Genomic DNA, 1,050 nt, shown 5'->3' with positions numbered 1-1,050 from the left:
GCGACTCTTGGCCGGTTCCGCGGTCGGGTTTGTATTGTGGAGATCGGCCGCATTGGCTGACCCAGAACCACAGACGTTGGTGGGCGTGCCACAGCAGATCATTCCGGAGGCTACCGAGCTTGGGTTGCCTCCGTTCACGATGCCAACGGGAACGCCTTCGGCTGTCGGGAGCAGCACGGCCGGGGCCAGCGGTACAGCCGAAACAGGGACGTCGACGGGCAGCGGTGCTCTTGACACAATGCTGGGGACTTCGTGGGGGACTTCCGCCGAGCAAAGCGCGGAGGAGCTTGGAGTTAATCCATCGGCCGTAGCCGCCACGTGCGAAGTCGAGAGCGGGTGTCAGAACTTGTCCGGAACGGGAAGCATCACGGGGGCGTTTCAAATGTCGGCCGCAACCTACGAGTCCAGCATTGCCGCTGCGCTGGCCCAAGACCCTAGCTTGGCAGCAAATATTGTCCCAGGCCTGGCAGGACAGAGCGATCCCGCGACAGAAGCCATCGCGGCGGCGGAATACCTCAAGGAGGGAGCGGAATATCTTGAGAGCGATGGCATCGCAAACCCGACTGCTCTGGACGTTAGAGGCTACTATAACTTTGGTCCCCAAGGAGGGGCCGCCATCGCAACGGCCCAGGACTCACAGTCGATCGAGAGTGCGCTGAGCATGTATACGGCGGCGCAGTTGGCGGCGAATGGCATTACAGCGGGAGAGACGGTTGGTCAGTGGCGATCAAGTGTTGCTTCCAAAATGGGGAGCGCGGCCAGCGCTCCGGTTTTGACGTAAGGGAGAGCGACATGAGTAAGGTTACCCTGGTCATCGCCTTCGCGATTTTGTCTTCAGGCACGGCGTTGGCACAGTCATACAAGCCGGTGACGGCGGAGAGGATTCTAAAGGGCTGGCAGTGCATGGCGCTGGCGTCATCATATGGAGCGGGTGGATATAGCGCACCTCCAGCGCCGGTGTTTGCCGGTCCAGGGAGCGCGGCGCGGAAGGTAGGAACTGGCGCGGGAGTGATCATCGTTCCTGCACCACTGACGGTACAGAACGGCAGG

At 61.4% G+C, this 1,050-nt stretch carries 2 protein-coding genes; both read left to right on the top strand.

All coding sequences use genetic code 11. From position 1 onward, the window contains the following. Window positions 1-382: 382 nt before the first annotated feature. Window positions 383-781: a hypothetical protein gene (locus GSQ92_RS07500; RefSeq protein WP_159013274.1), complete on the top strand. Its 399-nt coding sequence runs from the start codon at window positions 383-385 to the stop codon at window positions 779-781. A gap of 11 nt (window positions 782-792) precedes the next feature. After that, on the top strand, window positions 793-1,050 hold a 258-nt coding region (locus GSQ92_RS30085), incomplete at its 3' end, for a hypothetical protein (protein WP_216856778.1).

The organism is Acidisoma sp. S159 (genome assembly GCF_009766125.1).
In the GTDB taxonomy this organism is placed as follows: Bacteria; Pseudomonadota; Alphaproteobacteria; order Acetobacterales; family Acetobacteraceae; genus Acidisoma.
This window is presented reverse-complemented; position numbering and strand designations above follow the sequence as displayed.